The organism is Chromatiales bacterium, assembly GCA_020445605.1.
Classification (GTDB): domain Bacteria; phylum Pseudomonadota; class Gammaproteobacteria; order JAGRGH01; family JAGRGH01; genus JAGRGH01.
This window is the reverse complement of sequence record JAGRGH010000057.1, coordinates 13,903-38,636: the sequence shown is the minus strand read 5'-3', so window position 1 is coordinate 38,636 and position 24,734 is coordinate 13,903. Positions and strand designations below refer to the sequence as shown.

General features: G+C 64.6%; 23 protein-coding genes. 9 read left to right on the top strand and 14 right to left on the bottom strand.

Features of this window, described 5'->3' with window-relative positions:
• Window positions 1-21: 21 nt before the first annotated feature.
• The 7 genes from KDG50_14685 to KDG50_14655 all read left to right on the top strand — a co-directional run bounded on the left by KDG50_14685 (window position 22) and on the right by KDG50_14655 (window position 7,114).
• Window positions 22-858 (top strand): ABC transporter permease subunit, encoded by an 837-nt coding sequence (locus KDG50_14685; protein ID MCB1866662.1) that lies wholly within the window; start codon window positions 22-24, stop codon window positions 856-858.
• The gene (locus KDG50_14680) at window positions 858-1,649 is read left to right on the top strand and encodes an ABC transporter permease subunit (GenBank protein ID MCB1866661.1); all 792 of its coding nucleotides are present in this window, start codon (window positions 858-860) and stop codon (window positions 1,647-1,649) included. Before KDG50_14685 ends, KDG50_14680 begins: the two co-directional genes overlap by 1 nt.
• A 145-nt stretch (window positions 1,650-1,794) precedes the next feature.
• The gene (locus KDG50_14675; protein MCB1866660.1) at window positions 1,795-2,244 is read left to right on the top strand and encodes a hypothetical protein; all 450 of its coding nucleotides are present in this window, start codon (window positions 1,795-1,797) and stop codon (window positions 2,242-2,244) included.
• 102 nt (window positions 2,245-2,346) lie between these two features.
• Window positions 2,347-2,826, top strand: a complete 480-nt coding sequence (locus KDG50_14670) for a cupin domain-containing protein (protein ID MCB1866659.1) — start codon at window positions 2,347-2,349, stop codon at window positions 2,824-2,826.
• 145 nt (window positions 2,827-2,971) lie between these two features.
• A complete protein-coding gene (locus KDG50_14665) occupies window positions 2,972-3,553 on the top strand; it encodes a cytochrome P460 family protein (GenBank protein MCB1866658.1) in 582 nt (193 codons plus the stop codon).
• 361 nt (window positions 3,554-3,914) lie between these two features.
• Complete coding sequence (locus KDG50_14660) at window positions 3,915-4,736, top strand: hypothetical protein (GenBank protein MCB1866657.1); 822 nt, start codon at window positions 3,915-3,917, stop codon at window positions 4,734-4,736.
• An 86-nt stretch (window positions 4,737-4,822) separates the two neighbouring features.
• Window positions 4,823-7,114: a hypothetical protein gene (locus tag KDG50_14655; protein ID MCB1866656.1), complete on the top strand. Its 2,292-nt coding sequence runs from the start codon at window positions 4,823-4,825 to the stop codon at window positions 7,112-7,114.
• Window positions 7,115-7,136: 22 nt separating this feature from the next.
• Here KDG50_14655 and KDG50_14650 read toward each other — a convergent pair whose 3' ends face one another.
• Genes KDG50_14650 through KDG50_14640 form a run of 3 tightly spaced genes read right to left on the bottom strand, consistent with a single transcriptional unit; the run spans window position 7,137 to window position 10,664 of the window.
• Window positions 7,137-8,666 carry an amino acid adenylation domain-containing protein gene (locus KDG50_14650; protein ID MCB1866655.1) on the bottom strand — a complete coding sequence of 510 codons (1,530 nt, stop codon included), beginning with the start codon at window positions 8,664-8,666 and terminating at the stop codon, window positions 7,137-7,139.
• Window positions 8,667-8,685: 19 nt separating this feature from the next.
• Window positions 8,686-10,395, bottom strand: coding sequence for a hypothetical protein (locus KDG50_14645; GenBank protein MCB1866654.1), 1,710 nt, complete (start codon window positions 10,393-10,395; stop codon window positions 8,686-8,688).
• 14 nt (window positions 10,396-10,409) lie between these two features.
• Entirely contained in the window at window positions 10,410-10,664 is a 255-nt protein-coding gene (locus KDG50_14640; GenBank protein ID MCB1866653.1) for an acyl carrier protein, read from the bottom strand.
• Window positions 10,665-10,926: 262 nt separating this feature from the next.
• Between KDG50_14640 and KDG50_14635 the strand changes: the two genes are divergently transcribed.
• Window positions 10,927-11,658, top strand: coding sequence for a dienelactone hydrolase family protein (locus KDG50_14635; protein ID MCB1866652.1), 732 nt, complete (start codon window positions 10,927-10,929; stop codon window positions 11,656-11,658).
• Between the two features lie 100 nt (window positions 11,659-11,758).
• Here KDG50_14635 and KDG50_14630 read toward each other — a convergent pair whose 3' ends face one another.
• The 11 genes from KDG50_14630 to KDG50_14580 all read right to left on the bottom strand — a co-directional run bounded on the left by KDG50_14630 (window position 11,759) and on the right by KDG50_14580 (window position 23,568).
• Window positions 11,759-12,676: a hypothetical protein gene (locus KDG50_14630; protein MCB1866651.1), complete on the bottom strand. Its 918-nt coding sequence runs from the start codon at window positions 12,674-12,676 to the stop codon at window positions 11,759-11,761.
• 177 nt (window positions 12,677-12,853) lie between these two features.
• A complete protein-coding gene (locus KDG50_14625) occupies window positions 12,854-13,633 on the bottom strand; it encodes a hypothetical protein (GenBank protein ID MCB1866650.1) in 780 nt (259 codons plus the stop codon).
• Between the two features lie 262 nt (window positions 13,634-13,895).
• The gene (locus KDG50_14620) at window positions 13,896-15,536 is read right to left on the bottom strand and encodes a hypothetical protein (GenBank protein MCB1866649.1); all 1,641 of its coding nucleotides are present in this window, start codon (window positions 15,534-15,536) and stop codon (window positions 13,896-13,898) included.
• Window positions 15,533-16,759: a hypothetical protein gene (locus KDG50_14615; GenBank protein ID MCB1866648.1), complete on the bottom strand. Its 1,227-nt coding sequence runs from the start codon at window positions 16,757-16,759 to the stop codon at window positions 15,533-15,535. The genes KDG50_14620 and KDG50_14615 overlap by 4 nt, the downstream gene beginning before the upstream one ends.
• A gap of 276 nt (window positions 16,760-17,035) precedes the next feature.
• A complete protein-coding gene (locus KDG50_14610) occupies window positions 17,036-18,286 on the bottom strand; it encodes an ATP-grasp domain-containing protein (GenBank protein ID MCB1866647.1) in 1,251 nt (416 codons plus the stop codon).
• Window positions 18,287-18,293: 7 nt separating this feature from the next.
• The gene (locus KDG50_14605) at window positions 18,294-19,697 is read right to left on the bottom strand and encodes a radical SAM protein (protein MCB1866646.1); all 1,404 of its coding nucleotides are present in this window, start codon (window positions 19,695-19,697) and stop codon (window positions 18,294-18,296) included.
• 71 nt (window positions 19,698-19,768) lie between these two features.
• Complete coding sequence (locus tag KDG50_14600; protein ID MCB1866645.1) at window positions 19,769-21,055, bottom strand: DUF11 domain-containing protein; 1,287 nt, start codon at window positions 21,053-21,055, stop codon at window positions 19,769-19,771.
• Window positions 21,056-21,287: 232 nt separating this feature from the next.
• Window positions 21,288-22,100, bottom strand: coding sequence for a peptide chain release factor N(5)-glutamine methyltransferase (prmC, locus tag KDG50_14595; protein MCB1866644.1), 813 nt, complete (start codon window positions 22,098-22,100; stop codon window positions 21,288-21,290).
• 32 nt (window positions 22,101-22,132) lie between these two features.
• Window positions 22,133-22,405: an oxidative damage protection protein gene (locus KDG50_14590; GenBank protein MCB1866643.1), complete on the bottom strand. Its 273-nt coding sequence runs from the start codon at window positions 22,403-22,405 to the stop codon at window positions 22,133-22,135.
• Between the two features lie 72 nt (window positions 22,406-22,477).
• On the bottom strand, window positions 22,478-22,900 hold the full coding sequence (gene hemJ / locus KDG50_14585) for a protoporphyrinogen oxidase HemJ (protein ID MCB1866642.1): 423 nt from the start codon (window positions 22,898-22,900) through the stop codon (window positions 22,478-22,480).
• Between the two features lie 2 nt (window positions 22,901-22,902).
• Window positions 22,903-23,568: a DUF4126 domain-containing protein gene (locus tag KDG50_14580; protein ID MCB1866641.1), complete on the bottom strand. Its 666-nt coding sequence runs from the start codon at window positions 23,566-23,568 to the stop codon at window positions 22,903-22,905.
• A gap of 143 nt (window positions 23,569-23,711) precedes the next feature.
• Between KDG50_14580 and KDG50_14575 the strand changes: the two genes are divergently transcribed.
• A complete protein-coding gene (locus KDG50_14575; protein MCB1866640.1) occupies window positions 23,712-24,713 on the top strand; it encodes a TRAP transporter substrate-binding protein in 1,002 nt (333 codons plus the stop codon).
• Window positions 24,714-24,734: the final 21 nt, after the last annotated feature.

Sequence of the window (24,734 nt, the reverse complement as noted above, 5' to 3'; positions counted from 1 at the left end):
GCCGCCGCCCCGCTGGTCTGGATGGCGGTGTTCTTCGGTGCACCGCTGGCGATGATCCTGCGCATCAGCGTGTCGGAATCGCGCTTCGGACAGCCGCCGTACTCGCCGCTTGTATCGACCGCCGCCGACGGCACCCACTCACTCGACCTGTACGGCGCGAACTACGCGCTGCTGTGGCAGGACGGCCTGTACCTCGACGCCTGGCTCAGTGCCCTGGGGCTCGCCGCATTCGCGACGCTCGGCTGCATCCTGATTGGCGTGCCGATGGCGCTCGGCATCGTGCGCGCCGCGCCGCGGCTGCGGTTTGCCTTGCTGCTTGCGGTGATCCTGCCGTTCTGGACGAGTTTTCTGATCCGTGTCTACGCGTGGATCGGCATCCTCAAGCCCAACGGCTTCGCGAACGAATTCCTCATCTGGCTCGGGCTGATCGACGAGCCGCTGGAACTGCTGCACACCAACTTCGCCGTCGTGCTCGGCATGGTCTACGCGTATCTGCCGTTCATGGTGCTGCCGGTGTATGCCGTGCTGGCACGCATGGACCGCTCGCTCGGCGAGGCCGCGGCTGACCTGGGTGCCGGTCCGACCGCCGTTTTCTGGCGCGTGACGGTTCCACTCGCGATGCCCGGCATCATCGCCGGCGCGCTGCTGGTGTTCGTGCCGGCGGTCGGCGAGTTCGTGATCCCGGACCTGCTCGGCGGCCCCGATACGCTGATGATCGGCAAGGTGCTGTGGACGGAGTTCTTCTCCAACCGCGACTGGCCGATGGCCTCGGCCGTGGCCGTCGCGCTGCTGCTGGCGCTGGCCGTTCCGGTGCTGATCTTCGAGCGCGTGCGCGCGCGTGACGAGGGCGCGGCCTGATGCGACGCGGCGCGGTGGTGTTCGGCCTGCTGGTGTTCGGCTTCGTGTTTCTGTACCTGCCGATCGCGCTGCTGGTGGCGTATTCGTTCAACGAGTCGCGTCTGGTGACGGTCTGGAGCGGTTTCTCGACGCAGTGGTACGGCGCGCTGCTGGAAAACGATCAGCTGCTGGGCGCGGCGTGGATCAGCGTCAAGGTCGCGGCGCTCGCGGCCACGGTCGCGACCGTACTTGGCGGTCTCGCGGGACTCGCGCTGGCGCGGTATCGGCGGTTTCGCGGCCGTGGCCTGCTGGTGCTGTTCACCAGCGCGCCGCTGGTGATGCCGGATGTGATCCTCGGGCTGTCTTCGCTGCTGCTGTTCGTCGCGCTGGAGTCTGTCGTCGGCTGGCCGTCCGGGCGCGGTGTGCTGACGGTCGGCATCGCGCATGCGAGCTTTGCGGTGGCCTATGTGGCCGTGGTGGTGCAGGCACGCGTCGTACGCATGGACCCCGCGCTGGAGGAGGCCGCCGCCGATCTCGGCGCGCCGCCGTGGCGGACGTTCTGGGGCGTGACCGTGCCCCTGCTCTGGCCGGCGCTCGCGGCCGGCTGGCTGCTGGCGTTCACGCTGTCGTTCGATGATCTGGTGGTCGCGAGCTTCACCTCCGGGCCGGGCAGTTCGACCCTGCCGATGGTCGTGTATTCCAGCGTCCGGCTGGGCGTGTCGCCGCAGATCAACGCGCTCGCGACGCTGCTGATCGTGACCGTCGCCGTCGGCGTGCTGGTCGCGGGTCGGGTCGTGCGGCCGGGACGTTGATCGCTCGCAAGGTCGCGCGCCGGGTCGCGGGGCGCGCATAATGGCCCGACGCACGGGGTGTCTCGGGCCTGGATGCCGTGGCTCGTCGGTCGGTGTCTGGGCACGCCGCCTGCGGAAACCAACTCAATAACGTCTGGAGAAAATCATGGAATCAGCCGGAATCATTGGAATTGCAATTGCGCTCGTAATTCTCGTCGTTGCGGTCGCAATCGGAAGCTTGATCGGCGCGCTCTTTTTGATGCTCGCCAACAAGATCATCGTCAAGACGAAGCTGTCCTACGGCAAGGCCTACGGCCTGACCTTCGTCGTCTATCTCGTGACCGCGGTGATCGGCATGATCATCGGCCTGGTGATGGGGATGGACGCCCAGGGTTCGACGTTCTCGATCCCGAACATCGCCAGCTGGGTGATCGGCATCCTGTTCGGTGGGTGGTACTACGGCAACAAGCTCATCGGCCAGTCCGGCCAGCCGGTCGGCTTCGGTCAGGGCGTGATCGTCGCGCTCGTGATCGTCGCGATCAGCATCGTCATCGGCCTCGTCCTGGCCGCCGTGCTCGGCGGTGGCGCGATGGTCGCCGGCACGCCGGCGGGCTAAGCCCGCAGCTCCTCCGCGGCGCCCTGCGCCGCGGAGTGCGAACCGGACCCGCGGTCGGGGCTGTTTGGCCTGGCCGCGGGTTTTTGTTTTTGGAGGATGGCGATGAGCAGGACCAAGCCCGCGCGGTGCAGCGCGATGTACTTCGTTGTGGCGCTGGCGTTTTTTTCTGGCGCCGCGCACGCGGGGGGCGATCCCGGCCCCACGGTGACGGTGGCGCCGGACGACGTCCGGCTCGACGACTGGAGCGCCGCGCAGCTTGCCGCCCCCATTGCCCTTCGCGAGCTGCATCGCACCGAGGCCGCCAGCGCCCACCTGATCCGGCTCGCCACGCGGGAGTCTCCGCATGCGCACGACCGCCACGATCTGACCGTCGTCGCCATTCGCGGCGACACCGTGCTGCATCTGGCCGACCGTGATGTCGCGCTGCGCCCCGGCGACAGCGCATTCATCCCGCGCGGGGTGTTCCACTGGGCCGAAAACGTCGGCGCCGGGCCGGCGCTGGCCTTCGTGGTGTTTTCGCCGGCCTTCGACGGCAAGGACCGCCGCCCGATCGACGTCATCTCGCCGGCGCGGGATCGCTAGTCGCGCGACCGCTCGCTCTGCCTTTTCCGCCGTTCGGGGCCCATTCGCGTCGAATTTGTCCGCCGCGTGCATCCGTATGCGACCCGCCGACGTATAGGCGTACGTATCCGCGTGGATACGTCAGATTCGAACCATGGAGACACCGATGGACAACACCACGACTGGACGGGGCCGGTTAGCGACGGGTGCCGTTGCCGCGGCGGCGCTGCTGCTGGCGGGCGCGGGCTGCAATACCCTGACGAGCAAATCCTCGGGCGAAAGCGCCAAGGCAGACGGCGAAATCACCGTGCCCACCGGCTACGCCGGCTGGCCGAAATTCGTGCCGACGGTCGACAAGGACAAGGCTGGGCAGGTCCGCGAGATCTATATCAACGACACGGGTCTTAAAGCGAAGCGTGGCGAGGCGTTTCCGTCCGGAACCGTTTCCGTCATGGAGATCTACACCGCGCGCAAGGATGGCTCGGGAAATCTCCAGCGTGACGCCGAGGGGCGGCTGGTCAAGGACAAGCTCGACAAGGTCTTCGTGATGGCCAAGGGCGCGGGCTGGGGCCAGGCGCTGCGGGCCGGCACGGTCGCCACCGGCGACTGGGTGTATTCCGCCTACCAGGCCGATGGCACCACGCCCGCCACCTCGGACTTCAGCAAGTGCCGCGGCTGCCACGTGCCGCTGGCGAGCGACGACTACATCGCCCGCTACTCCGAGCATTTCGACACCCGCAAGAACTGACCTGACGATCGCGTTCGCAGCGACCGGTGCGCCGTTCCAGGCGAGCGCACCGGTCGCGGCGGGCGGTTCGTGCCGGGAGCGCTCTGGCCCACCGCCGCTCAGCGTATCGAATGCCTTGACGGGAACCAGCGCATGGAGCTAGGTTTGGGACCGTGCGTCAACGCTTGCGCACGACAGGTACCAGGGTGGGGTTCGGATGAAGGATTCAGCGTTTCTGCCATTTGGGCGGCCATCCGCGCATGCGGTGTGCGGCCTGCCTGTCCAGTCCTCGCGACCGCAGTCACCGTCCGGCGCGGCTCGTACCGGCTATCTCATAGCCCCTCTCGGCAGGCGCGCGCACACAACGGCGGTGCCGCGGGCGTTGGCGTTCCTGCTCGCCAGTCTGTGTCTGAGCAACGCGAATGCCGATTGCGAGTGGCACCCCTTTGTCAGTTTGCTTCTCGATCCGACGCCCGACAACTCGGACGAGATCGTTTTAACTCTGACGAGTATTTGTTATCCCGGGGACGTCGTCTACCACGGTCTGGAGGTGGACGTGGACGGGCCGGTGGTCAATCTTGTAGACCCGCGCCTGTGGCTGACCCCTGGAGGCTTTTTCCTTCCACAGCCAGGGCCGCAAACGCACATTGTGCAACCGCTTCCGCCTGGCGATTATCAGTTCCGGGTGTTCGACATCGACAGCGCGAGCCTCGAGCACGTGCTGGCCTTCGAGACCAGCCTCACCGTGCAGGGGGAGTTGCCGGGCACGATGAACCACGAAACGCCGCGCGCCAACGAGACCGTGAGCGGTGTCAACGTGTTGCGGGGCTGGTCATGCGACGGCGACGCGTTTTCCTACCAGGTCGATTCCGGACCGCTCATCCCGCTGGCCGCGAAGCTCAATCGCCCGGATACCCTTAATGACTGTGGCGACGTCGACAATGGATATGCGGGTATCGTGAACTGGAACGAATATTCCACGGGCATCCACAACCTGCGTATCTATCGCGGATCTGGCGCGGTCGCGATCGAGCGCTTCATCGTGGTTTCGCCTGGGACCAGTTTCGTAACAGACGTTGAGCGTTCGATCACAGTCCACGACTTCCCGGAGATCGGCGATGCGGCAACGCTGGAATGGTCGCCGCCACAGCAGAGGTTCCTCCTGAAACATTTTCAACCCGGCACCGGGGGCGTAACGCCATGACCGCCCAGGGCGCGACGCTGGCAGGCCATATTGTACGAAGGGATCGCATGCTGTGCTCTCGGCTCGTACGTGGGGGACGCGTAGTGATGAGCGGCCGCTATGCGCTTCCATGCGGATGCGGCACCGCGGTGCTTGCTGCATTGGCATTTGCCGCGTTTGGAAGTCCGTTCGCCGCAGCGGCCATCTTCAACGTCACCAGCAACGCGGATTCCGGGCCCGGCAGCCTGCGAGCGGTGATTGCCGAGGCCGTGGGTAACGGGGGTGGCAACGAGATCCGCTTTTCTCCGGGGCTGGGTTCAATCGTTCTGACATCCGGACATATCCTGATCACGGAAGACTTGGCGATTGTTGGGCCGCCGGGGCGACAGGAAATCACCGCGAACAATGCGTCCCGAATTTTTCTGCAAGGTTTCGTCAACAATTATCCGCAGCCGCACCTGACACTGGAAAACCTGATTCTCAGAGACGGAAACACGCTCCCCCTCGGCGAGTTTCCATCCTGGACCTGTATAGAGCATCTGGGCGGTGCGTACAACGGTTACGGTGGGGCGGTCGCTGCGTGTGGTGATCTCACCCTGGTGAATTGTCAGATCCTCAATTCCAGAGCGAATTCCCTCGGTGGCGGAATCTATGTGAAGGGCAGGCTGGAGATAACGCGTAGTGATCTGTCGGGCAATACGGGCGGTAGCGCGGGCGGTGCCTACGGCGGGCAGGTCACAGTAGCCGACAGCATGTTCACTAACAATCGTGCTTCGACTACAGGCGGCGGCCTGCGAGCGACCAGCCTTGAGATGCTGCGTTCCGAGGTTACTGGAAACGAAATCACCGGGAGCCCATCCAGTGGGGGTTCCTATGGTGGCGGCGGAATTTATGCGGGTTCCGCGCACATAACCGACAGCGACATCAGCAACAATCGCGCGAGCCTCGGCATCGGCGGAGTCTATTCGACCGGTGATCTGGGGCTAGATCGCGTAACTGTTTCGCACAACATCGGGCGGGGTGTGCGTGGGCAGCAAGCCCATATTGTCGACAGTGTGATTTCGAGCAACGCGGGCGGTGGCGTATCGGCTGCGGGCCTGACCCTGGAGCGAAGCACCGTTTCCGGAAACACCCTCGCCAGTGCGGGCGGAGGTGTTTCAGCAACGAATGCGGAAATTGTGGATAGCGCTCTGCGCGACAATCTGTCTTCTGGGCACGGCGGTGGAGTCTATGCGTCCACTGTCAGTCTTGAAAACAGCGTGGTGACCGGAAACCGTGCAACCTACGAGTGGGCAAATGGCGGCGGTGTTTATTGCAGATCCTGCGCCATATCGAACAGCGCGATCGTGAACAATGAGAGCAATGGTCGCAGTGCGAGAGGCGGCGGTGTTTTCTCCGATGATTCGGTCGTGGTGTCGAACGCCACGATCGCTGCGAATGATGCGGTGGGCGCGAGGGCGCTCGCCGGCGGTATCTATGCATCTGGAGTGGTCGAGATCGTAAGCAGCACGATTTCCCACAACTCGGCTTCTCGCGGTGGAGGGGGGCTCACGGTCGAAGCGCTCGATAGCTTCGTTGTGCAAAGTACAATTCTGGCTGCGAACACGTCGGCGCGTGGCAACTTTGATATGACCGGGACGTCAACCCCGTTGCCTTCGACGGGGGTGACTGGAAGTCTTCTTGGCGATTCCGCCGCGGAGTTCGGTGGCGAAGGCAACGGCAACATTTTTACTGACGAACCCATGCTCGGCCCGCTTGCCGACAATGGCTGCGAACGTCCGGCCGGTGCGCCCGGCATGCAGATGTGTGTGCCCACGCGCGCATTGGCCGGCAACAGCCCCGCGCTGGATGCGGTGCTGACCAATCCGGCTGAACCCTACGACCAGCGCGGCGCGGGTTTTCCCCGTATCGTCGGTGCGCACACGGACATCGAAGCGTTCGAGTCCGACGGCAACGGGCCGATACCCGAAGGTTTCTTCCATGAGAGCCCGCGGGATGGCGCCACCGTCAGCGGCATCGACGTGCTGCGCGGCTGGAGCTGTAATGCGGATACGCTGGACTACCAGATCGACGACGGCCCGATAGAACCGCTCGCACATCATCTGAAACGTACGGATACCGAAGCCGTCTGCTGGGACACGCTGAACGGCTATGCCGCACTCGTGAATTGGAACGAGGCGGGAGACGGCGCCCACGAACTTCGCATCTATCGCGATGGCGTTGTGGAATCGGTTTCGAACTTCACCGTCGCCACTTACGGGACGGACTTTCTGCTCGGTGCCCAGAAGACCGTGACGGTCGACGATTTCCCGCAACCCGGCGAGACGACCACGCTGGAGTGGTCACAGCAGCAGCAGAACTTCGGTATCGCGGACTTCGAGCCGGCGCCGCTTCCATAGCGCCCCGGCGCTTGCAAGACTCTCAGCCTCCCGGCTTCTTATACCCCGCCCAGAGTGCCTTGCGGTCCACCTTGCCGTTGGGCGTGACGGGCATGCGGGCAACGGCCACGAAACGCCGCGGGATCATGTAGGCCGGCAGCCGTCCGGCCAGCAGTTTGTGGGCGCCCCTGAGTTCCTTTCCGGGTTCCGCGGGCGTGTAGAACGCGACGATCTCCCGATGGTCCGCGTCGTAGATCACGCAGCTCTGCGTGACCTCGCCAAGCGCCGATAGCGCGCTCTCGATCTCGCCGGGCTCGATGCGATAGCCGCGGTGTTTGAACTGGCCGTCCTTGCGGCCGGTCATGTAGATCAGCCCGTCGCGCGATGAGACATAGCCGAGATCACCGGTGCGATAGATGCGCTCGGCGTAGCGCGAGTGTTCGGGGTTCTGGATGAAGACCTCGGCGGTGCGTTCCGGGTTGTTCCAGTAGCCCAGCGCGACGCCGACACCCGCCACACAGATCTCGGCTACGGCGTCGGGTTCGGTCACCGGCGCACCGTGTTCATCGAGAAAGATGATCGTCTTGTTCTCGCAGGCCTTGCCCAGCGGCACTTCCGTGAGCGTTTCGATCTCGGTCCCGAAGGTCCAGTAGATCGCATCGACGGTGATTTCCGTGGGCCCGTACAGGTTCGACAGCAGCGCCTGGGGCAGCCGCTCGCGCAGATAGCGCAGGGTCGAAAGCGGCATCGGTTCGCCGGCGAACAGCACCTTGCGCAGCGCGCCGAGATCGTGTTCCTGAAGTGCGTTGACGGCCGCGAAGTTCGACAGCAGCGACGGCACGAAAAAGATCAGGCTGATCTTGTTCGCGGCCAGGTAGCTGACGACGTCGTCCGGGAACATGAAGCGCGACGCGGCCAGCAGATGCAGCGTGGCGCCGCAGGCAAAGCACAGATAAATATCCAGGACGGAGTTGTCGAAATACAGCGGCGCCTGGTTTGCGATGATCTCGGACTCGTCCACGGCGTAGGTGTGCCGGACCCAGTCGATGTAATCGATGACCGCGGCGTTGGAGATTGTCACGCCCTTCGGCGTGCCGGTCGTGCCGGAGGTGAAGATCACATACAGCGGGTCGATGTTCTTGCGCGCGACGAGCCCGTCGAACAATGCGGCTTCAATCTCCGCGTTGGAGGTATCCGCACCGGTTGCTCTGCCGCCGATGATCTGTCCATCCAGTTCCAGCGCGCCGATGTTGACGCGAATCGTCGCGGGCGATCCGAGTGTCTGGAGCATGCGCTCGCGGCGTTCCGGTGGACTGTTCGGGTCGAACGGAACGTAGAGGTTTCCGGAAAGCTGGATCGCGACGATCGCGACGATCGCGTCGATGGATTTCTCGATCTCGACCGCGACCGGCAGGCCGTTTCGGCCCACACGATCGGCGATGTCACGCGCCGCGTGCAGGGCCCGATGCCACAGCGCGCCGAACGTGATCTCGCCGGAGTCGTCCACGAGCGCGGTCTTGTCCGGCAGGCGGGCGACGGTGGTCCGCAGGTATTCGATCGCCAGTTTCTGCATGGGGTCCGGATTCAGTCCATCACGCAGGGATGTGGATCCCGAACGCCGTCAGGAACAGGCGGAACAGCTCCGCGTTGTCAGACGCGCCGCGACTGACGATGAAGATGTGGATCAGCGCGTAGAACTGGAGCGTGCAATAGGTTGCGATGACATCGCCGACGAGTCCGGCGCCGGGTGTCCAGGGTTTGCGCTTGCGCTTTTTCTTGACCAGATAGACCTCGGTCAAACCGATGCCGAGACCGAGCAGCACGAAATACGGCCAGGTCGCGAAGGTGTGCGCGAACTGCTGCGCCTCGATACCGGCGTAGTAGAAGCGCTCGACCATGTGACCCCAGATCAGGTTGCCGACCGTGACTGCGGCGAGCGTCGCGACGACGATCCTCAGCAGCCGATGTTTGCGGAAATACCGGAAGAAGACCGGGTAGTAAAAGATGCGCCCGAGGAACTCGCGGTAGTGGAATGTGAACCGCGCCCAGAAGGTCACGAGGTTCGTCGCCATCCAGGGTTTGTCGAAGCTCGGATCGACCCTGTAGCCACATATGCGCCATACGCCGACCTTGAAATGCGCGACCGACGCATAGACCATCACCCAGCGCACCAGATCGAGCAGCGTCGTCGTCAGCACCGAGGCCGTGCTGACCGGTTCGCCGGCGTGAAACGCCTTGATCATCTCCGTGATACGCGCGTTGTAGACTTCGATGCCGAAACCTTCGAACAGGTCGACGAGTGCCCAGCGCGCCCAGTGGCCCAGAATCAGATAGGCCATGGCGATCAGCAGCAGCTTGATGCCGGCGGCGACGATGCGGTTCTTGTCTTCGCACAGGAACGTGCGGTCGATGTACGAATAGCCCTGACCGATCGCCACGCGCATGCCGATGTTCGGAATGGCCGCGGGCGTGACGAACACGGGTAGGTAGCGCCACAGCGTGATGTCCTCGGGGATCGTGCCATCCTTCCAGTCGGCGTGATACATCAGCAGGCGTTCCCACTGCCAGAAGAAGAACAGGATGCCAACCGGCAGCTTCCATTCCTCGTCCGTGAAGCCCTCGGCGATCGCACCGATACAGACCGTGATCAGCGCCGCCTGCATGACGATCGTGCGCAGCACGGCGCCGGCGCGCGGCTGCGCGAGGATCGGCAGCCAGACATGCTGGTACGCAGCCGCACTGATCGCTGGCAGCAGCACGACCAGCGGCGACGGTGGGTCGCCGGTGGCGGCCAGCCCGGCGGCGACCAGCAATCCCGGCGCGGCACCCCAGAGATAGGCGCCGTCCGCGCGCGGATGCAGCGTCAGGAATACGGTCACGTGCGCGGCGAGCAGCATGAGTGCGGCCGGCACGCCAAACAGCAGCGCAATGGCCAGTGAGGCCCAGACCACGAGCGAGGCCTGCTTGAGCCCGAGCGGCAGGAAATACGCGGACAGGAACGCGCAGACCAGGGTCAGCAGAAAGACGAGGCGTTCGTCGTCGTTGGTCTCGTAGCGCTGTGTGTCGGAAATCTCCACGTTCGAGTCGACATTGCCGTCATCGTCGAACACATGCCGTACATCCATGCCCACGGCCTCGGCCACCGCCTTCGGGGCCGGCAGGCCGACCAACTCGTAGGCATAGGTGAACAGATACATGTACACAAGCAGCACGCCGAGCACGGCCGCGACGACGCCCGCGCGGTGCGTGTCGTGCTTCTGGCGCAGCTCGTCGGTGACCGTGGTCGTGAGCAACACAGCCATGGCGGAAGATCCTGCTACTCGCCCGGCAGTTTGCGGAGTACGAGGTCCGCCAGGGTCGATACGTTCTGGAAGTTGTCGCCGTTGATGTCGGCGCGCGACAGCGGCACGCCGAAATGTTCTTCGATGAACAGCGTCGTGGTCACGATCGCCAGCGAGTCCATGAACCAGCCCTGCAGCAGGTTGGTGTCCTCGGTGAGCGCCTCGTCCGGCTCGGGAAACTCGGCGGCGAAAAACTGCATGAGTTCGGTGACGACTTCCGGCTTGTTCATGTTCTTGTGTTGTTCTCGGTCAAGGCCGCAGAGGCCGGTTCGCCGTTCAGCGCTGGCAGCGCGATGCTACACCAGCGTCAGCGTGCGCCGGAACCTGCGGCGCAAGCCGCGGTAACGTCCTTGGCGTATTCCGTTCCCGTGCGGGGAATTTCCGACGCAGTGGCAGGGAATTTCGAGTAAGGTTCCCGGCCACGGCAGCCCGGTTCGCCTGCGGGCGCGGGCCGCGGCGAATCGTTCAACCAGCATTCCTGCGGGAGGCCCCATGCAGAACATCCAGACTTCCGACCACGAGTACACCGTCGGCGCCGCGCGCCATGTCGGCTTTGTGGCCCACGATGCGGCGATTCAGGGACCGCGCCCGGGGGTCATCCTGATCCACGAATGGTGGGGTGTGGACGACGAGATTCGCGAGCGCGCCCGTCAGATCGCGGCGCTCGGCTACGTCGCGTTCGTGATCGACATGTTCGGCGACGGCCGGACGGCGGCTGACGTGGCTGGCGCCGCTGGCCTGATGCAGGGCGTGCTCGATGACATGGAAACCGGCACACGCCGGCTGCGCGCGGGTTTCGAGACCCTGCGGGCCATGCCGTTGGTGGATGCCGACCGAACCGCGGCGATGGGTTATTGCTTCGGCGGCGCAATGGCCCTGCACATGGCGCGCATCGGTCTGCCACTGAAGGCCGTGGCGAGTTTCCATGGCGCGCTCGGTTCGTTTCACCGGCCGGCGCCCGGTTCGGTCAAGGCACGGATTCTCGTTTGCCACGGCGCGGCGGATGCGATGGTTTCGGCGGGCGACGTCGAGGCGTTTCGTGCCGAGATGGACGCCGCCGGCGCCGACTACGAGGTCATCGTCTACCCCGATGCCATGCACGGCTTCGCGGTGCCTGCGGCAACGGAGCGTGGCAAGCGTTTTGGGATACCCGTCGGCCACAATGAAGCTGCGGACAAAGCCTCGTGGGACGCAATGCGCAAGCTGTACGCCGAGGTGTTGTAGGCCGACCGTGGAAATCGCGCCCGCGCAGGGCGAATTCCACTCAGGTGGAATTTCGGCGTTGCGGCGGTCGGGCGACCGCCGCACTCAAGAACAGATCGGATCAGGCCCTGCGGCGCTTTGGTGCAGCAACCAGCGCCAGCAGGCCGATGCCGAACAGGGCGATCGGGGTCGGTGTCGGGGCCGCGGCGGGGGCGCTAGCCACGTCGATGTCAAACGAGCCGCAGGGAAACATTGCATCGCCTTCACAGGAACTTTCTGGCAACTGCGGTGTGTAGGCGGTATTGACAACCACAGGTCCAGGTACGCCGCTCGCGATGTAGGTGAAGTCCAAGAACGGGCCGGCCCAGGAAAACACCCAATTTGCGCCATCGCACAACGAGTCGGCAGCGGGCGAACACCCCATGCCATCAATGTCGTAGTACAGATCGCCGAGGTTGAGTGTGATTGCTTCGGGCATCCCGCTACCGGTCCAGGTGCCGGAAAAAACGGCCGTCGGGCCGCCAGCGGACATCAGCACGAGGTCGGCGATCGCCACCTGACTGCCGGCGTTGAAAAAGGCCAGCGACATGCTGGCGACCTCGCAGATGCTTCCGTCGCCGAAACACTCCACCGTGGACGGCAACACTGGACCGATTGTCGGATCGGCGCTGAGCGTGCCGGTGATCCGGTCGATGGTGTAGGGGTCGAAGACGATGATGGTTTTCGGGGTGTTGAACATCACGTCCAGTTCAAACGGCATCACTGCGCCGTAGACGTGTTGCCCAGCGCCCAGTGCGATCAGTCCCAGCAGGGGCCGCAGTGCACGGCGTCCGTTTTTTTTAGCATGCGGAAAAGGGCGCGCATCGCTGGCGCCCCGAAGTTGCAATTCATGGTTGAGAACTCCAGCCGGCGTTCGCCGCGACTGACCCGTATGACACACGGGTGCGATTATTGATTCTGCCATTTCGGAAAGCACGATCTGTGCCAACAGACGCGCGGTCAACAAGATCAACGGCTTGGCGACGAACCGCTTTTGCACAGCGACGGCACTGTAAATCCGGCTTTACCTCCGGCGCGCGGGCCTTCGTACCGGGAGATGCCAGACAGATGCGAAGCGGTTGGCGGGGTGAGGCCCGGTCCTGACGCCGGTTTCCGGGGGGTAAGGTCCGTGCGGCGGTCGGCTGACCGCCGCGGATGCAAGCTGGATGCTGCGCTCTCAGGTCGCGCGGCGTTTTGGTGCCACGACCAGCGCCAGCAGGCCGACGCCGAACAGCGCGAGCGGTGCCGGGGCTGGTACATGGACATTCACGTCGAAGGTGCCGCAGCCAACCGATTGGGCCGGGGGGACCTGTCCGGGCGGGACCTGCTCCTGAAGTCCTGCCTCACAGTTGGACGCGCCGTTGGTTTCCCAGTACGTCAATGGCGCCGAATCCCCGGGCGCGCTGGAGAAGTGCGCGAAGAACAGAAACGGGCCGCCAGGGCCGCTGAATGTCCAGTCGCCGAGAAAACAGAGCTGATCCGGACCAGCCGTGCAGTCGCCCATCGGGCCGATCTCGTAAACTAGGTTGTTTACTTCCAGCAGAATCGGCACCGGGCCGCCGCCGCCGACGAAGGTGCCAATGAAGATCGCGTCGAGCGTGTTGGCGATCGCAAGCTCCATGGTGCCGACCGGTGCGCCACCGAGCGACATGACCAGCGACATGCTGGAGACCTCGCAGGGATTTGCTCCGTCGCCGAAGCAGTCGACGACGTTGGTGCTTGGTATCGTCAACGGATCCGCAGTCATCGTGCCGTGGATGCGGTCGAACGTATACGGCGCATCGATGAAAGTCAGCGCGGGGAAATCCAGCGAGATGTCCACGTCGAACAGCATTGGCGCGGCCGTGGCGGGATTTCCGAAGCCCAGTGCCAGCAGGACCGCCAGCGCATGCAGGGCGCGACGCCCGCGGTCGAGCAGGTAGGCGAACGGCGGGTTTTCGGCGGAATCGTCATGCATCTTTGATCGTCCGGTTGGTGGGAACGGCGCGCGACTTTAGATGGCGGCGCCGGACCCGGAAATCGCTCTCTACCATCGGAAAGCAAGATTCACGCCATGCCACGACCCTTGATATCAATCAATGAGTTGTGTGAGCGGCCAAGGCGTAGATCGATCGGGGTGTAAAAAAACTCGACAGCTTGTGGGCCGCCCGGTCTGGGGCCAACCCGCCGCCATCGGTGTCGCCAGACGGGGCCGGAGTCACGCGTAGTGCGAACAGGCCCTAGTTGGTCATCGTTCCGGTGCATTCCTTGATGCTGTTTCCCGGGACATCCGTCGGGTAGGACTCCAGCGGCCCGCGTTCGAGCGTCAGCGACCAGCGCTCAGGTCGCCAGATTCGCGAAAAGCCCGCGCTGCGCTCGCAGCCCTTGGCCTTGCACTTTTCGTTCTCCGTGTTCCAGCGTTCGGTCAGTTGCTTGACCTTGTCGTGGATGGTCGTCGGTGTTTCCTGAATGACCTCGTAGTTCTTGATCAGGCACTTGTAGTTGTTCCAGTGCCAGGTTCCGTAGGCCTCCTTGTAAATGACGTACTTGTAATACCGATTCGGTTCGAAGGTCTGGCCGGCAGGACCCACGTTGATGTCCGGAGTTTTGTCCGTTGCGACTCCGGCGCAGGCATTCAGTTGATCACGCGCCTGTGCCAGCGTCGCATAGTAGCGACTGCCGAACGCGCTGGTCGCCAGACACTTGCTGGCGTCCATGGCGGCGCGAACCTCGTCCAGCTCGCGAGTTGCCGCGGCCCGGTCGCAGTTCGTCGCCGCGGACAACGCCCGATTCAGATTGCTTTCGAGCGCCGTGCCGCGCGCCCGCACCTGCGCGACCTGGTTGGTGAGCTGATCGCATTTCGCGTCGCTGGTCGCGAAATAGGCACGGAGCCCTGATTCGGCCTCTTCAAAGCGGCCGCGCAGTTCCCGGAACCGGCTGCGTTCCCAGTCGCTGACCGACGGTGCCGGATACTGGCCTTCGCGAATACACTCCACGGCCTTTGAATAGTGCTGACGTCGCTCGAGTACGAATCCGCGGTGCTGGGCGAGCGTTTGCTGCGCGTTCTGGATCAGGCCGTCGACCGCGTCGATGATGCAGCCGCCCGCGGAATCCACTGCCCCGATGTCGGCGACTACGCCCAGCGCCTGCTCCACGGCGGCCGTGCTGTCCTTGAGTTCGAGCTCGTCGGCGACCCGCTCGCCCAGGAAGCTGTTGCGAATCGTCTTCCAGTCGCGCTCCAGCGCCTGCAGGTGGCTCGAGTACTGGGTGATCTGACTCTGGAGCTGATGAATCTTCTTGTTGGTGTCGATCGTGATCGTCACGCCCTGTTGAACCCCGGAGACCTTGGTGATCTCGGACAGGTTCTTGTAAATCGCGTCCGAGGATTTCTTTGCCGTCTGGTAGGACTTGAAGGTCTCGAAATTCCGGGCGAGATTCGCCATGACCGCCTTCTTCGCGCAGCTGCCCAGATAGTCAGCGCCACCGGTTGCCAGCGATTTTGCGGTGTTCAGGATGCCGCTGATCGAGGTCTTCGACGACATGAACGTGGTCGCAACGCGCTTCACCGTGACGTCTTCCGGCACATAGATCAGATCGGCCACCAGCGCGGACAGGACATCGACCTGGCCATGAATCTTTTCCAGAAACGACAGGATGCAGGCGTCGGCCAGATCCTTCGCGGCGTCCTTGATGAGCTTGTCGTCATTCAGGTCGCTGCACGAGATCTTCTCCGGAAAGTCCGTATTGGTTTCGCTGGTCAGGTTCGTGCATTGCGGATCGGGTAGCCACGCGTGCGTGGCCGGTGCAAAAAACAGACCGATCGCAGCCAGTGCGATCGCAACAATGGCCGGCGGCAAGCCCTGAGCTTGTTTCGTATTCATGGTTGCAGCGCTCCCACGATCCGGTCGCGCAGGGCAGTCGGGTCGTTGTCGCCCGTGGCAATGACCGTGACGCTGGTGGTCGGGTTCGATTCGCTGGTCGGACAGCGAACCCGAACGGTGTGATTCGCATCGTGCCCGATCAGCGAGGTATGCGAGCGTGCATCGACCTTGAGCCCGTTTTGCGTGAATGCGGCGTGTGCTGACTTCAGACAACCCCTGAGCGCTGCGCCGTCGCTGCTCGTGACGATTTCGTCGATCGGGACCGAATTTGAATCACTTCCGCTGTCGGGCGTGTTTCCTGCGCGGTTTGGCGTGTAAGTATCGGCGGCTGCCGGCGGCGCGCCTCCAGCCGCCTGCGGCGACGGCGGCGCTCCATCCGCACCGGTGATCTGTGCGAAGTTCAGTCCATACCACCGGGCAGCATCAGCGGGATAGTTGTACTTTCCTTCGATGTACCAGCGTTTCTGGTTCTTCTGCCAGTACAGCTTTCCCGTGTAGCCGTTGACGACCTCGCCCTTGACGTTATGCAGATCACCACCGCATTCGAACGACGGCGTTGCCGAGTCGTCCGCCGGCTGACGTCGACAGGTCAGTCGTGCAGCGACCCGCTGGTCGCGAACGAAATAGCCACGGGTCACGTCGTATTCCTTGCCCGACGAACTGCCCCAGTGCCCGGTCAGGATGCCCAGCGCATCGGAATCGACCGGACCAATGGTTTCCGCCAGTGGCTTTCTGTAGAGCGCCGGGATCGATGCCGGAGCGGTCTCAAAGGGCGACAGGTTCCAGCCGTAACGGCCCTGCGGGCTCGAGTAGTCGTTGTAGGTGCCTTCCAGGTACCAGCGCTGACGGCTGCCCTCCCAGTACAACGTGCCGAGATAGTTGCCTTTCACCTCGCCCTTGCGGTTGTACCACTCGCCCGAGCACGTGTAGAGAGGTGTGATGCTCTCGACGTCGGTTTTCCGTTCGCAGGTGATTTGCAGGCTTCGGTAGCCATCCCGGCTGAACGCGCCGTTCGAGACCGAGTAATCCTTTCCGCTCGAGTCGCCCCAGCGACCCTGCAGGATGGTCGCCAGCGCCGGTTCGCCGTCGGTGCCGCGCGGCGGTGGCAGCGCCCGGAACGGCGCGTCGCCCGCCGGCCCCGTATCGAGCTGCGCGAAGGTCAGCCCGGCATACATCGCCGGTAACAGTGCGACGAAGGCCGCCACGGAATGTCGTCGGGTCATCGCGCGAGTTCCTCGTGAGCGTCGCGGGCATGCGCAGTTAACAGGCTGTTGAAATTCTCTCTTCAACGGCCTGGTAGCGCGAGACAGGGACGTCTCGCCCAAAATCGAACACGCAAGTGCCTGATTTTCGTGAGCAACCGAAAACCGCGCTTTTCGGTTGCGACGTTGAAAAGGCCATGGATGGGCCTTTTTCAACAACCTGTTAAGGCTAGTCGGTCGTTTCAGCCGTCGCAAGGCGGGACTGGCGTTGAGCCGCCGAGAGCGCTTGCAGTCTAGCTAAAAGACCGATAGTCCCGCGGGCAACAGCGGGGCGATCACGAACTTCAGTTGCGCGTGCGCGTGGCGCAGCGCGCGCTCGACGCGATCCGCGTCGGCTCCGGTCGCGAAGACAAAGCCGAGGTAACTTGAACCCTCGGGCAGCGGCGTGACGAGGTTGCCGGGCTGGATCGCGATTCTGACCTCATTTACGCCGTCGACCGCCTGTGCGTTCAGAAGGCCCTCGACCCGGCGCAGCATGCCGGCGGCGGGGATCGGCAGCATCAACACGCCGGCGGCCCCGGTCATCTCGGGCAGCGTGTGTTCGAGCCCCAGCGCGTTGCCGATGACGATCGATTCGAGCGTTCGCCCCGTGGCGTGTTCGACCAGCCGGGCGCAGTCGCCACCGATGGTGCGCGCCGCGACTTCCATGATCCATGCGCGTCCATCGTGCATCCGCAGTTCCGCGTGCACCGGGCCGTGTCGCAATCCGTACGCAGCACAGGCCGCGCGGGTGGAATCGATCAGCGCCCGACGCGTCACTGCATCAATGCGCGCCGGTGAAATGTAATAGGTCTCCTCGAAGTATGGCCCGTTCATGGGCTCGGGCTTGTCGAAGATCGCCAGCACTTCGATCTCGCCGTCGCGCAGGACCGCTTCGAGTGCGAATTCCGGCCCGTCGACGAAGGCTTCGACCAGCGCGTGTTCGCGTTCGTATTCGTCGCCTGATTCGGCAACGATCCGTGCAACGCGGGTGGCGGCGGCTTCAAGCGATGCCGCGTCGTCCGCGCGAATCACGCCGCGACTGCCGGCCATCGCAAGCGGCTTGATCACGACCGGCCAGCCCGCCTCTGCGCATTGCGGGGCGACCGGTCTGCGGAGCTGCACGACACGGTGATCGGGCACGGCAAGGCCATGGCTTGCAAGGACTGCGCGTGCACGGTCTTTCCGGCGACTCGCATGCATCGCCGCAGGCGGGTTGTGCGGCAGAGAAAGCGCCGCTGCCAGATGTGCGGCGATCTCGGTCGCGGAGTCGTCCGTCGCGACAACCGCCTGTGCACCCGCCGGGCCGAGTGCGGCATGGATGATCTGCGCGGCCGCATCCGGTCGGTCGAACGGGCATCGCACGCCGGGCCAGCGCGCCGACAGCGCCAGTTCGCCTTCTGATGCGATCAGTGCGCGGATGCCAGTTGTTTCGCAGGCCGCGAGATAGGCCGGCAGGCGGTAGCTGTAGCGCGGCGCGACGAGCACCACGCGCGGGGAGTCGTACAAGGTTGGTTCAGATTGACGCAAGCTGCTGTTCGGTCGGCTCCGCGCAGCAATACCAGGGTTCGCTCATCGCCGGAATCGCCTTGCCCAGCTGTTCGGGCAGGGCCGGCGCCGCGCGTCCGGCGGCATCGTGCGCGCGGCGCCAGATACCCGCGAAGATTTTTGTACGTTCGACATTGCCTTGTTCCGCGCGGGCGATCCAGTCCTGGATCTCACGCTGCAGCGCGTCGATGCGCGGGTCGGCATGGCGCCACTGGTAGCCGAGCGCATTGGCATCGAACCCGTCGAGCTGATCGCGAAAGCCCGGCAGTTCGAGCAGGTACGAGCCTGCGGGGATCAGCAGCCGGATGCTGAGCTGCACGGGCGGCACGGCATGCACGAGTTCGAGCCGAACCAGCGTATCCAGCAGATCGAGGTAGTCGTCGATCGACGTCCATGGCGTGAACGGGATGAAGGTCGGTGCGAGCCCGATGCCGGCGTTGCGCATCAGCCCTACGGCGTGCTCGAAATCCTCGCGCGTGTGATTCTTCTCCAGGCGCCTGAGCACGGCATCGTCGAGCGACTCCACCGCCGAGGTCAGAAACAGGCAGCCGCGCAGAGCGAAATGCGGCAGCAGATCCGCATGGTCGATCAGGTGCTGCACCTTCACGACCGCATCCCAGGTCAGCTGCGGATACTGCGCGTGCATGCGTTCGATGATGCGCGCGGCATGCGTGGGGCCGTTCAGGAAATCCGGATCGCCGAATGAAATGTGCCGGGCGCCGGCCGCGACCTGCTGGCGGATGTCGGCGAGCACGATCTCGGCGGGCACGGCGCGAAAGCGGCCGTGATAGACCGGCACAACCGGACAGTGCCGGCACTTGTGCTTGCAGCCGCGCGAGGCCTCGACGAAGCCGACGGTGCGCGACTCGCCGTCCGGCAGCTGCAACTGCGCGTAGCGCGACAGTGCGGGCAGGTCGCTGCGGTCCGGCACCATGAACTCCACGCGAGTGCGCGAGCGCGGCGGCGTGCCGCCGAGGACCTGCGCGGCAAGCTGCAGCAGATCGTTTTCGCACTCCGCGCCGAACACATGCGCGATGCCACGTTCGCGCAGCATCGCGGCGTTGACCGGCGCATACAGACCGTAGGCGGCGAATGTGGCATCCGGCGCGAAGCCGTGCAGTTTGTCGAGCGCCTCCAGGGCGATGCGGGTGGCGGTATGCATGCCGAGATAGATCGCGACGACGCGCGCGTTCGCGAACTGTTCCGCATCGAGCGACTGCTGCGAAAGGTCGATGCAGCGCACCCCATGTCCGGCTGCGCGCAACTGCGCGGCGGGCTCGGCCAGCGCAAACGGTTGACGACCGAGTTCGTACGGACTGATCAGAACGATCGGACTCGCGACCGGTTTCGCAAGGGCAACGTTGAGATTCATACGCACATTATGACACCGGGCCGGTTGCGCGAACCGGCCCGGCGGCGGCGCGAGCCGTGGCGCGAGGTACGTCAGTCGCGCATGCGTGCCCGCGCCGCCAGCGTCAGCAACGACATCAGCAGCAGCAGAGCGGGAAGGCCCAGCATGGGTATGGATTCAACGGGGTCGGCCTGTGGGTCCAGCACGGGATCATCGGACTGTGGTCCAGGCACGGGCTCCGTCACTAGACTGGCCTCAGTGTCCTGATTGTTGTCCGGATTCGGATCGAACACATCACCGCTCACGCTTGCGGTTTTCTGAATCGGGCCGGCCTGCTGGGGAGCCACCCGGATACGGATCTGACGGGTCGCACCGCTGGCCAGCGTGCCGAAGGAGCACTGCACCGTGTCGGATACCTGTGCGCAGGTTCCCTGATCCGGTGCGATGCTGAGGAGCGTCACCTCGGGCGGCAGCGTGCCCGTCACCTCGACGTCACCCGCATCATCCGGCCCGTCGTTGGAAACATTCAGGGTGTAGGTCAGCACTTGCCCGAGTTCGACAGGATCGGGTGCATCCGTCACCGTCACGGAAAGATCGGCCTCGGCGCAGCTCGCCTGGGCCGTGGAACTCGCTATGATCACATTGCCGGAGAAGCCGAGGATCGACGACAGCAGCGGCCCCACTGCTTCGACATGAATCGCGTTCACGGTGATCTGCGCGCCGGAGATGCCGTTGCCGCCTACCATTTGTTCGTTCAGGGTGACGCGCAGGCGGCCTGCGGCGCCGAGGTTGACGTATAGCAGGACGTAGTTTGGCGGCGGTGAGGCCAGAACGCTTCCCGTCACGCTTGCCTGATCGGCGAGGGTGCCGGCTACCGTGGCGTCCTCGAGCGTCGTGGAGCCGCTCGCCGTGAGTCCGCCCGCGCCGCAACTCCCGGTAACCGAGGCCAAAGTGCTGACCGTGGTGGCATTCATGGCGAGCAGCGTGGTGACGGTTGCGGCCGAGAGCAGATCGAGATCGAGATTGTTGACCATGGCGCCGGACTGCGCGGACGGGCCGTCGGTGCCCTGGGTCGAAACGGTCAGAAGGCCGGTGTTCAAAACGCCGACCGCGAACGGCAGTCCCGCATTCGTGACCGTGGCGTTGACCGCCACGCTGGCGGCACTATCCAAATCGATGAAGGCCGGCGGAGTGGAACCTGAAACCGCGGGAAGCGGGCCGCTAGACACGTTCACTGTAGCGCCCACCAGCGGTGAGATCGCCAGATTGACCTGTTCGCCGAAGGCCGAGCCGCTACTCTCGTGTGCCCGGGCGACCGGTCCTGCCGTGAGCGTCGCGCACACGAGCAGCGATGCAATTGCGTTGCGTATGCCGTCCATTTTCCCTTTCCCCTGTCCGCAACCGGCGGACATTGCCTATACCCTATCGTTGAGCAGGCATATGTTGTGCCATCTGTAGGTGCTTGGGAATTGATCGCTGCGATCAGTGGGTTGGAGATGGTCCGCTTCCGGGTTCCTGCGAAAACCCCCGCGACATTAGCCGACAGGCGCGACGAAACGAGTCAAGTTTCGTCGCTCGGGAGAATCCGCTGCTGGGTCGAGCGCACGAAATCTAGTGCGCTGCGGTGATTCGCTCGCGGCCGGCCGCATCGGGTTCGGTGGCGATCGACAGAAAACCGGCTCCGCTCAGCAGCGCGCGTACCGCCGCGCCCTGGTCGGCGCCGTGTTCCATGATGAGCCAGCCGCCATCGCGCAGGTGTTGGCGCGCACCGGCGACCAGTGTGCGAATCGCATCCAGACCGTCCGGCCCGGAAACCAGTGCGTTGCGTGGCTCGAAGCGCACGCCGTCGCCGCCGAGGTGCGCATCACCTTCGGCGATGTATGGCGGATTGCTGACGATGCAGTCGAGGCGTTCACCGACGAGTGCCGCGTACCAGTCACCGGCACGGGTCTCGATTCGGGCGGTGAGTCCGAGCCGCTCGAAGTTCTCGCGGGCGATCTCCAGCGCGGCGGCGCTCTGGTCGGTGGCAACGATGGTGGCGAGGGGGCGTTCCATCGCGATGGCCGCGGCGATGGCGCCGCTGCCGGTGCCCAGATCGGCCACGCGGCAGGGCCGACCCGGCGCGATGCGCGACAGGGCCGCGGCGACCAGCGTCTCGGTCTCGGGCCGGGGCACGAGCACGTCGGGCGTGGTGCGGAACGCAAGCGACCAGAACTCGCGCCCGCCGGTCAGGTAGGCCAGCGGTTCGCCGGCGGCGCGGCGCGTCACCAGCTGCGCGTAGCGCTCAGCGGTTTCCGGGGTGAGTGGACGGTCGGGCCAGGCGTAAAGATGCGAGCGCGACACACCCAGCAGGTGCGCGAGCAGCAGTTCGGCATCCAGCGCGCCGGATTCCAGACCGGCCAGCGCCGCCTTCGCGGCCGTCAGCGCGGCGCGGAGATCCGTGGGCGCGCAGCGGTCTATTTGCGCCGGAACCCTTGCGGGGCCTGGCCGGCCTGTCCCTCGCCGAACAGAAAGCCGCGCATGTGATCCTCGATCACCGGCATCGCGCGCGGGTCCGCGGTGTTCAGGCCGGTCTCGTTGATGATCATCGCGAGCCGGTCCAGCCACTGGCGCCAGCCGTCGCGCGAGACGTTTTCAAAGATTCGCACGCCCAGTTCGCCGGGGTGCGGCGGGGCGCTCAGGCCTTCGGCCTCGCGCTTGAGCACGGCGCATTGAACCATTCGGGACATCGTTGGATACCGCAAAGTGGCGGGAATTGGCCGACCATTATCCCACACGGGACCCTGGGGCGCCGCGGTCGGTCAGAACGGCTTTAGCACCGCGAGCAGGACGATCGCGATCAGTGCCAGTACGGGGGCCTCGTTGAACCAGCGGTAGAACACGTGGCTGCGGGTGTTGCGATCGTGCTTGAAGTCGGTCACCAGCTTGCCGCAATACAGGTGGTAGGCCACCAGCAGCGCGATCAGCGCGAGCTTCACGTGCAGCCAGCCCTGCGCGCTGAACGCCGCCCAAGCGTAGTCGATCAGCATCCAGACGCCCAGCGCAACGGTCAGCACCATGCCCGGGGTCATGATGCCGTAGTAGAGCTTGCGCTCCATGACCTTGAAGCGCGCGATGCCGGGCGCGTCGTCGGCCATGGCGTGATAGACAAACAGCCGTGGCAGATAGAACAGCCCGGCGAACCAGGTCACCATGAAGATCAGATGCCATGCCTTCAGCCACATGTTCAGGTCTTCCCGTCGTGGTGTTTGATAGGGGTGTCGCCGGGCGTGGCCTCGTCCGCCGGCGCGGCCGGTTTCGAGCCGAACCAGCCCGCGATACGCCGGAACAGCGCGAGGATGCCGCGCCAGAGCTTCGGCAGCAGCCAGATCAGCAGCAGCACGAACAGGATGAACAGCACGATGAACACCCACGGGTGGTTCAGTGCGGTCCACAGTCCGCCGATGACCGCGATGTCCTCGGTGATCGAGGCCACCCAGTTCGTGACCGGCTCCGGCGAGGTGTTGATCAGCACGCGCGAGCCGGCCTTGGTCAGGTGGCTTGCCGCCGCCGCGCTGCCGCCGACCAGGTAGCCGACGAGTTCCAGCGCCTGGCTCTCGCCGCCGAGCGCGCCGGCCGCGAGGATCGCGCCGGCCGGAATCCGGATGAAGGTGTGCAGGGTGTCCCAGGCGGTGTCCACGCCCGGGGTCTTGTCCGCGAAGAACTCGACGAGGTACATGAACCCGGCGGCCGCCATGACCAGCGGGTTCATGACCGGCTCCAGCCCCGGCGGCAGCTCGATGTAGCCGCCGTTGCCGAGCAGCCCGAGCATGAACACCGCAGCATACAGGTTGATGCCCGACGCCCAGCCGACGCCCAGCGTCAGCGCGATGAGTTGTACGGTTTCCACAATCCGATCCCCAGGCGCAAGGGCATTCAGTGTACCAACGGCCGGCTTTCCCTTCGCGCCGTGATCGGCTATAAGTCATGTCTGGCGCAGCGATTGCCAAAGAAGCAGTCGCGCGCCGGAGTGACCACCACCATCCGGAGTTCCCCATGCGTACCAGCACCTTGCTCGCGGTTGCCGCAGCCGGCCTTTTCGCCGCCGGCGCCGCGCAGGCCGAATATGTCATCAAGTTCTCGCACGTCGTCTCGCCGCAGACTCCGAAGGGCGTTGCGGCCGAATATTTTGCCGAACAGGTCAACAAGCGCCTGGCCGGCAAGGTGCGGGTCGAGGTGTTCCCGAATTCCCAGCTCTATGACGACAACAAGGTCATGGAGGCGATGCGCCTGTCCGAGGGCAAGACCGGCATCATGGCCGCACCGAGCCTGTCAAAATTTGTGAAGTTCTCGAACCGCCTTCAGGCGTTCGACCTGCCGTTCCTGTTCGGCTCGCTTGCCGACGTGCACAAGCTGGCCGACAGCGAACTCGCCGACAAGATGGTCGCGCCGATGGAGGACAAGGGGGTCAAGGGCCTGGCGTTCTGGGACAACGGCATGAAGGTGTTCTCGATTCGCGGCGACAAGCCGCTGCGCGATCCGCCCGGCGACTTCAAGGGCAAGAAATTCCGCATCCAGACCTCCGACGTGCACTCCGCGATGGTCGAGGCGCTCGGCGGCACTCCGCAGGAGCTGCCGTTCAAGGAGGTCTACACGGCGCTCGGCCAGGGCGTCGTCGACGGCCAGGAAAACGCCTGGGCGAACGTCTACTCGAAGAAATTCCACGAAGTTCAGGACTACATCTCGGTCACCAACCACGGCTACCTCGGCTACCTGGTCGTGGTCAGCACGGAATTCTGGAACGGCATGCCGGCTGATCTGCGCAAGCAGGTCGCCGCCATTCTCAGAGAGGCGACCGAGGTCAACCGCAAGGCCGCTGCCGAAGCCGACACTGAAGAGCGCAACAAGGTCGCCGCGGCCGGGTACGCGAAGATCGTCGACCTGACCCCGGCGGAGATCGCGAAGTGGCGTGCAATAACGGCGAGCGTGGAAGACAAATTCCGTGACGAGATCGGCGCTGATCTCCTGAAGGAAATCCACGCCCTGCTGGGCAACTGATCGCCTGCGTTCGCGCGGGTC

Excerpts from the sequence above, each read along its gene's own strand:
- KDG50_14685 (MCB1866662.1), top strand. The coding sequence starts at position 22 with ATGGCGGTGTTCTTCGGTGCACCGCTGGCGATGATCCTGCGCATCAGC.
- KDG50_14620 (MCB1866649.1), bottom strand. The coding sequence starts at position 15,536 with ATGAATACGAAACAAGCTCAGGGCTTGCCGCCGGCCATTGTTGCGATC.
- KDG50_14590 (MCB1866643.1), bottom strand. The coding sequence starts at position 22,405 with ATGTCCCGAATGGTTCAATGCGCCGTGCTCAAGCGCGAGGCCGAAGGC.
- KDG50_14645 (MCB1866654.1), bottom strand. The coding sequence starts at position 10,395 with ATGGCTGTGTTGCTCACGACCACGGTCACCGACGAGCTGCGCCAGAAG.
- hemJ (MCB1866642.1), bottom strand. The coding sequence starts at position 22,900 with ATGTGGCTGAAGGCATGGCATCTGATCTTCATGGTGACCTGGTTCGCC.
- KDG50_14575 (MCB1866640.1), top strand. The coding sequence starts at position 23,712 with ATGCGTACCAGCACCTTGCTCGCGGTTGCCGCAGCCGGCCTTTTCGCC.
- KDG50_14640 (MCB1866653.1), bottom strand. The coding sequence starts at position 10,664 with ATGAACAAGCCGGAAGTCGTCACCGAACTCATGCAGTTTTTCGCCGCC.
- KDG50_14650 (MCB1866655.1), bottom strand. The coding sequence starts at position 8,666 with ATGCAGAAACTGGCGATCGAATACCTGCGGACCACCGTCGCCCGCCTG.
- KDG50_14615 (MCB1866648.1), bottom strand. The coding sequence starts at position 16,759 with ATGACCCGACGACATTCCGTGGCGGCCTTCGTCGCACTGTTACCGGCG.
- KDG50_14680 (MCB1866661.1), top strand. The coding sequence starts at position 858 with ATGCGACGCGGCGCGGTGGTGTTCGGCCTGCTGGTGTTCGGCTTCGTG.
- KDG50_14605 (MCB1866646.1), bottom strand. The coding sequence starts at position 19,697 with ATGAATCTCAACGTTGCCCTTGCGAAACCGGTCGCGAGTCCGATCGTT.
- KDG50_14665 (MCB1866658.1), top strand. The coding sequence starts at position 2,972 with ATGGACAACACCACGACTGGACGGGGCCGGTTAGCGACGGGTGCCGTT.
- KDG50_14635 (MCB1866652.1), top strand. The coding sequence starts at position 10,927 with ATGCAGAACATCCAGACTTCCGACCACGAGTACACCGTCGGCGCCGCG.
- KDG50_14670 (MCB1866659.1), top strand. The coding sequence starts at position 2,347 with ATGAGCAGGACCAAGCCCGCGCGGTGCAGCGCGATGTACTTCGTTGTG.
- KDG50_14675 (MCB1866660.1), top strand. The coding sequence starts at position 1,795 with ATGGAATCAGCCGGAATCATTGGAATTGCAATTGCGCTCGTAATTCTC.
- KDG50_14655 (MCB1866656.1), top strand. The coding sequence starts at position 4,823 with ATGAGCGGCCGCTATGCGCTTCCATGCGGATGCGGCACCGCGGTGCTT.
- KDG50_14600 (MCB1866645.1), bottom strand. The coding sequence starts at position 21,055 with ATGGACGGCATACGCAACGCAATTGCATCGCTGCTCGTGTGCGCGACG.
- KDG50_14625 (MCB1866650.1), bottom strand. The coding sequence starts at position 13,633 with ATGCATGACGATTCCGCCGAAAACCCGCCGTTCGCCTACCTGCTCGAC.